Origin of the sequence: Pseudonocardia xinjiangensis (assembly GCF_050948425.1) — a bacterium.
Classification (GTDB): Bacteria; Actinomycetota; Actinomycetes; order Mycobacteriales; family Pseudonocardiaceae; genus Pseudonocardia; species Pseudonocardia xinjiangensis.
In genome coordinates this window covers 6494078-6503694 of record NZ_CP192009.1, presented here as the reverse complement: position 1 = coordinate 6503694, position 9617 = coordinate 6494078, and the positions used below count along the sequence as shown (strand labels likewise).

10 protein-coding genes are annotated in these 9617 nt (G+C 73.0%); 8 read left to right on the top strand and 2 right to left on the bottom strand.

All coding sequences use genetic code 11. The features are described from left to right. The first annotated feature begins 64 nt into the window (after positions 1-64). The 4 genes from ACQPZA_RS30610 (at position 65) to ACQPZA_RS30595 (ending at position 4950) form a co-directional block, all read left to right on the top strand. Positions 65-1204, top strand: coding sequence for a M20/M25/M40 family metallo-hydrolase (locus ACQPZA_RS30610; RefSeq protein ID WP_433283059.1), 1140 nt, complete (start codon positions 65-67; stop codon positions 1202-1204). Continuing rightward, positions 1201-2094 carry a GNAT family N-acetyltransferase gene (locus ACQPZA_RS30605; RefSeq protein ID WP_433275563.1) on the top strand — a complete coding sequence of 298 codons (894 nt, stop codon included), beginning with the start codon at positions 1201-1203 and terminating at the stop codon, positions 2092-2094. The genes ACQPZA_RS30610 and ACQPZA_RS30605 overlap by 4 nt, the downstream gene beginning before the upstream one ends. Next, complete coding sequence (menC, locus tag ACQPZA_RS30600; RefSeq protein ID WP_433275562.1) at positions 2091-3197, top strand: o-succinylbenzoate synthase; 1107 nt, start codon at positions 2091-2093, stop codon at positions 3195-3197. The genes ACQPZA_RS30605 and menC overlap by 4 nt, the downstream gene beginning before the upstream one ends. Before the next feature lie 97 nt (positions 3198-3294). Beyond that, positions 3295-4950 carry a PucR family transcriptional regulator gene (locus ACQPZA_RS30595; protein ID WP_433275561.1) on the top strand — a complete coding sequence of 552 codons (1656 nt, stop codon included), beginning with the start codon at positions 3295-3297 and terminating at the stop codon, positions 4948-4950. A 22-nt stretch (positions 4951-4972) separates the two neighbouring features. Here ACQPZA_RS30595 and ACQPZA_RS30590 read toward each other — a convergent pair whose 3' ends face one another. Beyond that, entirely contained in the window at positions 4973-5755 is a 783-nt protein-coding gene (locus ACQPZA_RS30590; protein WP_433275560.1) for a methyltransferase domain-containing protein, read from the bottom strand. Positions 5756-5866: 111 nt separating this feature from the next. Here ACQPZA_RS30590 and lexA point away from each other — a divergent pair, with 111 nt between their 5' ends. Then, positions 5867-6529, top strand: a complete 663-nt coding sequence (gene lexA, locus ACQPZA_RS30585) for a transcriptional repressor LexA (RefSeq protein ID WP_433275559.1) — start codon at positions 5867-5869, stop codon at positions 6527-6529. Between the two features lie 15 nt (positions 6530-6544). Here lexA and ACQPZA_RS30580 read toward each other — a convergent pair whose 3' ends face one another. Next, positions 6545-7018 carry a hypothetical protein gene (locus tag ACQPZA_RS30580; protein WP_433275558.1) on the bottom strand — a complete coding sequence of 158 codons (474 nt, stop codon included), beginning with the start codon at positions 7016-7018 and terminating at the stop codon, positions 6545-6547. 208 nt (positions 7019-7226) lie between these two features. Here ACQPZA_RS30580 and ACQPZA_RS30575 point away from each other — a divergent pair, with 208 nt between their 5' ends. Genes ACQPZA_RS30575 through ACQPZA_RS30565 form a run of 3 tightly spaced genes read left to right on the top strand, consistent with a single transcriptional unit; the run spans position 7227 to position 9582 of the window. Next, positions 7227-7886 carry a DUF998 domain-containing protein gene (locus ACQPZA_RS30575; protein WP_433275557.1) on the top strand — a complete coding sequence of 220 codons (660 nt, stop codon included), beginning with the start codon at positions 7227-7229 and terminating at the stop codon, positions 7884-7886. Positions 7887-7927: 41 nt separating this feature from the next. Next, a complete protein-coding gene (locus ACQPZA_RS30570; RefSeq protein WP_169397515.1) occupies positions 7928-8296 on the top strand; it encodes a YciI family protein in 369 nt (122 codons plus the stop codon). Beyond that, positions 8296-9582: an RNA polymerase sigma factor gene (locus ACQPZA_RS30565; protein WP_433275556.1), complete on the top strand. Its 1287-nt coding sequence runs from the start codon at positions 8296-8298 to the stop codon at positions 9580-9582. Before ACQPZA_RS30570 ends, ACQPZA_RS30565 begins: the two co-directional genes overlap by 1 nt. Positions 9583-9617 lie beyond the last annotated feature (35 nt).

The following is a 9617-nucleotide window of genomic DNA, read 5'->3' as shown; positions in this document are numbered from 1 at the left end:
GACGGTGCGGGACGGCCCGGACCGCACCACGTTCGTCGCGCGCATGCACGCCGCGCTCCCCGGGATGCTCGCCGACATCGAGGAGCTGGTGACGTGCGAGTCGCCGTCGGCCGACCTGGCCGCGGTCGCGGCGAGCGCCGACGCCGTGGCGCGGGTCGGCACGCGGGTGCTCGGCGTGGCGCCCGAGCGGCTCGTCGCCGAGGGCCGCAGCCACCTGCGCTGGCGGCTGGGCGAGGGCCCGCCGCGGGTGCTGCTGCTCGGCCACCACGACACCGTGTGGCCGGTCGGCTCGCTCGCCACCCACCCGTTCCGCGTCGACGCCGGGGTGCTGCGGGGGCCGGGCTGCTTCGACATGAAGGCCGGGCTGGTCGTCGGGATGCACGCGCTGCAGCTGGCGGGGGCGACGGCACCCGGGCGTCCCGGGGTGACGCTCCTCGTCACCGGCGACGAGGAGCTGGGCTCGCCCACGTCGCGCGTGCTCGTGGAGGCCGACGCGGCCGGGTGTGCCGCGGCGCTCGTGCTGGAGGCCGCGGCCGACGGGGGTGCGCTCAAGACGGAGCGCAAGGGCGTGTCGCTGTACCGGATCACCGTCACCGGCCGCGCCGCCCACGCCGGGCTCGAACCCGAACGCGGGATCAACGCGACCGTCGAGCTGGCCCACCAGCTGCTCGCCGTGCACGCACTGGCCGATCCCGGGCGCGGCACGACGGTCACCCCGACCCTCATGTCGGCCGGGTCCGCCTCGAACACGGTCGCCGCATCGGGCGAGGTGACGGTCGACGTCCGCGTCCGGGACACCGCCGAGCAGCGGCGGGTGGACGCCGGGATCCGCGCGCTGCGACCGGTGCTGCCCGGCGCGCGCGTCGAGGTGACGGGTGGCCCGAACCGTCCCCCGCTCGCGGCCGCGGCGTCGGAGGAGCCGTTCGGGCGCGCGGTCCGGCTGGCCGCCGAGCTCGGGCTGCCGCCGCCGGCCCGCGCCGCGGTGGGCGGCGGTTCGGACGGCAACTTCACCGCGGGCGTCGGCACGCCCACGCTGGACGGGCTCGGCGCAACGGGCGGGGGAGCGCACGCCGACGACGAGCACGTCGTCGTCGCCGACCTGCCGGGGCGCGCCGCGCTCGTCGCCGCGCTGGTGGACGACCTGCTCGCCGGGTCCCCGGGCGGTGCGGCGCGCGGACGAGCACGGACCCGGGCGCAACCATGAGCATCGACGGCGGAGCAGACGACGCGTCCACGCCGGCACGGGTGGCAGCCGAGGCGGCCGCGGCCACGGCAGGCGTGCGGATGCGGGAGATCGCCGACCTTGCCGGGCTGGAGGCGGTCTACCGGCTCTACGACGCGATCTGGCGGCCGGACCCGGCCAACCCGCCGGTGACCACCGAGCTGCTGCGTGCGCTCGCGAAGGGCGGGAACTACGTCGCGGGCGCGTTCGACGGGGCGGAGCTGGTGGGTGCCTGCGTCGGCTTCTTCGGCGCGCCCGCTGACGGGATGATGCACAGTCACATCGCCGGCGTGGCCGCGTCCGGGCGCGGCCGCCACGTCGGGTACGCGCTGAAGCTGCACCAGCGTGCGTGGGCGCTGCGGCGGGGGGTCTCGGCGGTCACCTGGACGTTCGACCCGCTCGTCCGCCGCAACGCGTACTTCAACCTGGTCAAGCTCGCCGCCGCCCCCGTCGAGTACCTGCCCAACTTCTACGGCGGAGTGCACGACGGCATCAACGGCGGTGACGAGACCGACCGCCTGCTGCTGCGGTGGGACCTCGAGGACCCGGCCGTCGTCGCGGCCTGCTCCGGGTCGTTCCGGTGGTGCGACGTGCAGGCCGAGCTGGCGGCGGGGGCGGTGGTCGCGCTGGGCCGCTCGGAGCGCGACGGGCCGGTTGCCGGCTCGCTCGACGGCGACACCCTGCTGGTGGCCGTCCCGCGCGACATCGAGGAGCTGCGGGCCGCCGACGCGGGCTACGGCAAGGAGTGGCGGGTGGCGATGCGTGAGGTGCTCGCCCCGGCGATCGCGGGCGGTTCCCGCGTCGCCGGGTTCGACAGGACCGGGTGGTACGTCCTCACCCGCAACCGTGACGCCGGGAGGGCGGTCCGATGAAGCTGACCGGGGTGGAGCTGCGGCGGGTCCGGATGCCGCTCGTGGCGCCGTTCCGCACGTCGTTCGGTGTCGAGACGACCCGCGACGTGCTGCTCCTGCGTGCCGTCACCGACGAGGCGGAGGGCTGGGGCGAGTGCGTGGCCCTGACGGACCCGCTGTACTCCTCCGAGTACGTGGACGGCGCGGCCGACGTGCTGCGCCGCTACCTCGTCCCGGCGCTGGCGGCGCACGAGCGGCTGGACGCGAACATGGTCGCGCCGGCGCTGCACCGCTTCAAGGGCCACCGGATGGCGAAGGCCGCCCTGGAGATGGCCGTGCTCGACGCCGAGCTGCGGGCGGCGGGCCGGCCGCTGGCCCGCGAGCTGGGCGCCGTCCGCGAGCGGGTGCCGTGCGGGGTGTCGGTCGGGATCATGGGGTCGGTCGGTGAGCTGCTCGACGCCGTCGACGGGTACCTGGACGCGGGCTACGTCCGGATCAAGCTCAAGATCCAGCCGGGGTGGGACGTGGAGCCGGTGCGCGCCGTGCGCGAGCGCTTCGGGGACGACGTGCTGCTCCAGGTCGACGCGAACACCGCCTACACCCTGGCCAACGCCCGCCACCTGGCCCGGCTCGACCCGTTCGGCCTGTTACTGATCGAGCAGCCGCTCGACGAGGAGGACGTGCTGGGCCACGCGGAGCTGGCCAGGACCCTCGCCACGCCCATCTGCCTGGACGAGTCGATCACGTCGGCGAAGGCGGCGGCGGACGCGATCCGGCTGGGCGCGTGCTCGATCGTCAACATCAAGCCCGGCCGGGTCGGCGGCTACCTCGAAGCGCGCCGCGTCCACGACGTGTGCGCGGCGCACGGCGTGCCGGTGTGGGCGGGCGGCATGCTGGAGACCGGGCTGGGCCGGGCGGCCAACGTGGCGTTGGCCGCGCTGCCCGGCTTCACGCTGCCCGGCGACACGTCCGCGTCCGATCGCTACTACCGCACGGACATCACGCCGCCGTTCGTGCTGGAGGACGGCCACCTTCCGGTCCCGACCGCGCCCGGTCTCGGCGTCGAGCCGCTTCCCGACGCGCTGGCCGCGGTCACCACCGGCACGGACTGGCTGCCCCTGTGAGGTGCCGCGGTCGCCACGATGATCGTCCCCCGGCACGAACAAGCGGGGCGATCTAGACTCGCCGACCGGCTCCCTAGCGTCGGGCGGTGCTGCTTCGATGGACCTGCGATCGCAGCGCGGCCTCGGCCGGGTGCTCGCCGACCTCGGCACGCTGCTGGAGCTCCTCCACGGTGACCCGGGCCGGGCGGGCCCGATCGGGGGCGTCGTGATCCACGACCCGTTCGAGGAACCGGTGCTGCCGCGGTACGCGCTCGTGCTGGGCGTGGGCATCGGCGCGCCCGCGGAGCTCGAGCAGCTGCTGCTCACGCTGGGCGGGCACGGCGCCGCCGGGCTGGTCGTCCGCATGCCCGTCACCGTCTCGCCCGAGGTCGCCGCCGCGGCCGAGGAGTCCGGTGTGGCACTGGTCGGGCTGACCCCCGGCGCGTCCTGGGCGCAGCTCGCGGCGATGCTGCGCGCGCTGCTGGGTGAGGGCGACGTGGGCGACGCCCGCGCCGAGACGCTCGGCGGGATCCCGTCCGGTGACCTGTTCGCCCTCGCCAACGCCATCGCCGCGCTCATCGACGCGCCGGTGACCATCGAGGACCTCAGTTTCCGGGTACTGGCGTTCTCCGGGCGTCAGGACGAGGCCGACGCATCGCGCGTGGAGACGATCCTCGGCCGGCAGGTCCCCGAACGCTTCTCCCGGGTGATCGCCGAACGAGGGGTGTTCCGGGAGCTCTACGGCAGCGACCGGCCGGTGCTCGTCGAACCGCTCCTCCTGGGCCTCGACGGGGTGGACCTGCCGCGCGTCGCGGTGGCCGTCCGCGCCGGTGACGAGGCGCTCGGCTCGATCTGGGCCGCCGTGCGGGCCCCGCTCAGCCCCGACCGCACCCAGGCACTGGCGGACGCGGCGCGGCTCGTGGCGCTGCACCTGCTGCGGATCCGGGCGGGCGCCGACGTCGAGCGCAGGCTGCGTGCCGACCTCGTGAGCACCGCGCTGGAGGGCGGGGCAGGCGCCCGCGAGGCCCTCGACCGGCTCGGCCTGGCCGACCAGCCGGTGGTCGTGCTCGCGATGGCGACGCTCGGCCGCCCCGACGCCCACCGCTCCATCGCAGGCGACGCCGACCTGGCCACCGAACGGCAGCGGCTGGCCGACGGCCTCGCCGTGCACCTCAGCGCGGTGCACCCGCGCTGTGCCGCCGCGCTCGTCGGGGACGTCGCCTACGGGCTCGTGCCCGTCGCCCCCGACGTCGACGGCGAGACGCGGGCCGGGCGGATCGCCGCGGACTTCCTCGACCGGGTCGGTGACCGCGCCCGTCCCGTCATCGGGGTCGGCCCACCGGCGCAGGACGCCGCAGGCCTGGCCGGTGCGCGGGCCAGCGCCGACCGGGCGCTGCGGGTGCTCCGCGCGGAGGGCGGCCGCGGGCGCCGGGTCGCGCGGCTGTCCGACGTGCAGGTCGAGGCGCTGGTGCTGGAGCTGCGCGACCTCGTCTCGGCGCGCGGTGACCGCCCGACCGGCCCGGTGGCCCGGCTCTTCGCCTACGACGAGCAGCACAACACGAACCTGGTGGAGACCCTGCGGGCGTGGCTGGAGGCCTTCGGTGACGTCGTCGCGGCCTCCGCGGCCGTCTACGTCCACCCCAACACCTTCCGCTACCGGCTGCGCCGCCTCACCGAGGTCGGCGGCATCGACCTCACCGACCCGGAAGCGCGGTTCGCGGCGATGCTCCAGCTGCGGGTCGTCATGCCGACGGCACCGCGGCGGCAGCCGTGACCGCCGGCACGGTCGAGTGAGGTCAGGCTGCCGTCGCCACGAACACGTACCGGTTGACGCTGAACAGGTAGTCGCCCTCGTCGCTGCGCGCGTGGAGGTCGGCGAGCCACGCCTCGGCGTCGGCCGCGGTCAGGCCCTGCCGGCCGACGACGAACCGCGAGATCGTCTGCATCATGTGGGCGCTGTACGAGTCCTCTGTCAGCCGCGGGTTGAACATGACGTGCACGTGCTGCCCCGTGACGACGAACCCGGAGCGGCGCAGCAGCCCGGCCAGCGTCTGCGGCAGGCGCGGGTGCACCAGGTGCTCGTCCCAGGCCGTGAGGACCCGCCGGTTCAGCTCCCGGTCGGCGGTGTGCCACACCAGCGAGTCGAAGTCCGTGTCGAGGATCAACGCCCGCCCGCCGGGCCGCAGGACCCGCCGCAGCTCGCCGAGCGCTCCTGAGATGTCGGCGACGTACTCGTAGACCTGGGTCGACACGACGGCGTCGAACGTGTCGTCGGAGTACGGCAGCGAGACGGCGTCACCCTCGTCGAGGTGGACCCACGGCGTCCCCCCGGTGCGTGCAGCGGCGAGCGCGTGCATCGCCGGGCTCGGGTCCAGGCCGTGCACCACGCCCGACGGGCCCACCGCCTCAGCGATCGACGCCAACAGGTAACCGGGCCCGGATCCGACGTCGAGAACCCGCTCTCCCGGTTGCGGCGCGAGCAATGACAGCACGTGCTCCCGTTGCGCGACGACATCGGGGCTCGCATACGTTCGCTCGGTACGTCGCGCGGCATCCCCGTCGAACCGCAGCATGGTCATGCGGCCGACACTAGAAGCCGAGAAACACCGGATGGGCCGTGGGCATCATCTCCTGCGTCACGTCGTCGCCCACCGGGGCTCGACCCGGCTGCCCGCCTCTACCATCCGCGGGTGCCCGTCTCCGATGATCATGATGTGTTCGAGCACCTGGACACCTCGACGCTACCGCCGCGCCAGCAGCGGATCCTGGTCACGATCCGGGACTGGGTGGTCCGGTACGGGTATCCGCCGAGCACGCGCGAGATCGGGGATGCCGTCGGGCTGCGGTCATCGTCGTCGGTGTCGAAGCATGTGGCGAGCCTGGAGGAGAAGGGATTCCTCCGGCGCGGTACGGCGATGTGCCGGCCGATCGACGTGCGCGTCTTCCTGCAGGAGCCCCGGCCGCGGCGGGCTGCCGACGACTCGGTGGCCGTGCCCGTGGTCGGCGATATCGCTGCGGGGACTCCCATCGTGGCCGAGGAGCACGTCGACGACGTGCTGACGCTGCCCCGCGCTCTCGCCGGGCGCGGCAACGTCTTCGCCCTGCGGGTGCGCGGTGACTCGATGATCGACGCGGCGATCTGCGACGGTGACACCGTCGTGGTGCGCCAGCAGTCCGAGGCCCATTCCGGGCAGATCGTCGCCGCGATGATCGACGGGGAGGCCACGGTGAAGGTGTACCGCCGCCGCAACGGGCACGTGTACCTCGAGCCGCGGAACCCGGCTTACGACGTCATCGACGGCGACGAGGCCGTTGTGCTGGGCGTGATCGTCTCGGTGTTGCGCAGCGTCTGAGACGGAGCCTGCCGGTTACTGCCTGGTCATGGTGCTGGTGTATCCGCCGCCTCCCGGGTAGACCCAGTCACCGGTCATCGTGTGATCGCGGTCTGTGAACGTACCGCGGAAGTATGCGGGGCTGCCGTGCGCGCCTGCCCAGATGGTGAGAGTGTCGTTTTCGAGCTCGTAGACGTAGTCGAAGGTGTTGCCCATCGAGTCGTAGAACCTCGATGCGATCTCCTCGCCGACGGGCTCGCCGAACGGGTGCAGGTGCCCGATGACCTCGAATCCGGTGACGGACCGACCGAACTGTTCGAGTTCGACGTGCTGGATGAGAAAGTGCCCGCCGGGCATCCACTCGTAGCGCACGGTCCCCTCGGCGCCGCCGGTCACCGTCCAGGTGCCGACGAGCCGGTCGAGCGCGCGGATGCGGTCGCTGGGCTGGGGATGCTCCTCCTGCCGGCCGTCATCCGCGCCGGCGGGCAGGGTGGTCGTGTTGTCGTTCATGATGTGCTCCTCGACTGCGCCGGGAGCGACTCCGATGCGGCCGCTCTCGCCGGTACGTCGGAGCGGCTGCCGGGTTCTCGACACGGCGGGGCGAGAAATCTTCCGAGAACGTCCTGCCGAGGATGTCGAGACGGCACATTCGGCTCCGTGGTGTCCGTGAACGCCGCCCGGACCCGGGCGACGACGCACTCGGCGACCGGAGGACATCATGGTCACCAGCACCATCCCCCAGGCGGTGCACGACCTCGGAGCACCTGCGGCTCGCAGGCGCACTCGCGGGCTGCTCACGGCTGCCGCGCTCGCCGGACCCTTCTTCTACGTCTCGTCCGCGGTGCAGGCGCTGACGCGGGAGGGATTCGACATCCGCATCCATCCGCTCAGCCAGCTCGCCACCGGCGGACTCGGCTGGCTCCAGCAGGTCTCGTTCGTGCTGGCGGGACTGGGCGCGATCGCCTTCGCTGTCGCACACCGATGCATCGTCTCGACGGGCGCAGGCTCGCGGATCGCCCCGATCCTCCTCAGTGTTTTCGGCGCGGGCTTCCTGATCGCCGGTTGCTTCCCGATGGACGCCCAGAACGGGTTCCCGATCGGCGCACCGGCGGGCGTCGTGGAGATGTCGTGGCACTCGATCGTGCACACGGCGGCGGCAGCGGTGTCGTTCATCGCCCTCGCCGGTGCGTGCATCGCGCTGCTCGTCCGCTCGATCCGGCGCCGCCGGGTGTGGGCCTCGATCGGCAACGGGCTGGTCGCCGTCGTGCTGCTGCTGCCGATGTCGCCCACGGAGTCGAGCATCCAGATCGCCGTCACCGGACTGATCGCGCTCTCGTGGGTCACCGTGTCCGCGCTGCGCCTCCGGAGTGGGGTGTGACCCGACTGATCTGATCCGCCACCGATATCCGATGGAGAGTCATGAAGTTCCTGCTGTTGAGCTACACCCCCGCGCAGGCGTGGGACGCCGAGACCGCCGACGTGCCCAGCCCGGAGGCTCTCGACGCGTTCGCCGCCTACCAGAAGTTCGAGGCCGAGCTGCGCGAGACCGGGGAGTTCGTGCAGAGCGAGGGCCTGGGCCATCCCGCCGTCTCCACGACGGTCCGGAAGACCGACGCGGGCGTCGTTGCCACGGACGGCCCCTTCGCCGAGCTGAAGGAGGTTCTCGCGAGTTTCGCGATCATCGACGTCTCCAGCCTCGAGCGCGCCCGCGACATCGTCGCCCGGATGGTTGACGCACTGGGCGAGCCGATGGAGATTCGACCGATCATGGGCGACGACTTCGCCTGATGGCGCCCCCGACCGACGGCACCGGGGAAGCCGGGACCCGGCGCATCGAGCACATGCTGCGGAACGAGACGCCGCACGTGCTCGGTGCGTTGGTGCGTCGCTTCGGCCGGTTCGAGCTCGCCGAGGATGCCGTGCAGGAAGCCCTGATCGTCGCCACCGGGCAGTGGCCCGACAAGGGCGTGCCGGATGAGCCGCGTAGCTGGCTGATCCGCGTCGGCTATCGCAAGATGATCGATCTCATCCGCTCCGAACAGGCTGCGCACCGCCGCGAGGAGGACGCCGCCCACGCCGACCCCGTGCTCGTCGATCCCAGCCGACCTGGACCCGCCGTCGTCGACCACGACGACAGCCTCCAACTGCTGCTGCTGTGCTGCCACCCGGCACTCAGCGAGGTCTCCCAGGTCGCGCTCACCCTGCGCGCGGTCGGCGGGCTCACGACGGATGAGATCGCCCACGCCTACGGCACGACGGAGTCCACGATGGGTACCCGGATCAGCCGGGCCAAGCAGACTCTCACGAAGGCCGGCGCCCGTTTCGAGATGCGCGACGAGGACGACGTCACCGGGCGCCTCCCCGTCGTGATGAAGGTGCTCTACCTGATCTTCAACGAGGGGTATACCGCCACCGCCGGCCACCGGCTCACCCGCACCGACCTCACCGCGGAGGCGATCCGGCTCGCCCGGATGCTCCACGGACTTCTGCCCGGAGATGCCGAGGTGGCAGGACTGCTCGCGCTCATGCTGCTGACCGAAGCACGCCGCGCCGCCCGTACGGACCCTCACCAGGAACTCGTCGTCCTTTCCGAGCAGGACCGCGCCGGGTGGGACGAGATCCTGATCACCGAGGGTCGGGAGCTCATCGAGCAAGCCTGGTCGCAGGAGCGTGTCGGGCCCTATCAGCTCCAGGCGGCCATCGCCGCCACCCACGCACAGGCGAGGACCGCTGCGGAGACCGACTGGCCACAGATCGCCGCCCTGTATCTGTGGCTCGAACGTCTGCAGCCCGCTGCGCCGGTCCGCCTCAGCCGCACCGTCGCCGTCGCACATGCCTTCGGGCCACGCCGCGGGCTCGCCCTGCTCGAACAGCTCGATCGTGACCACCACATCACCGACGACCCCCTCGTCGCGCAGCGCGCCCACGCCGTCCGCGCGCACCTCCTCGACCAACTCGGCGACCACGACCGGGCGGACGACGAGTTCAGCGCCGCCGCCGCCCTGACCCGGAACGAGGCCGAACGCCGCTACCTCCGCCGACGCACACACCGACCCGCACCCGAGGAGCGTTGATCGGTCGATCTCGACACGGAACTTCGTGGCCGGGA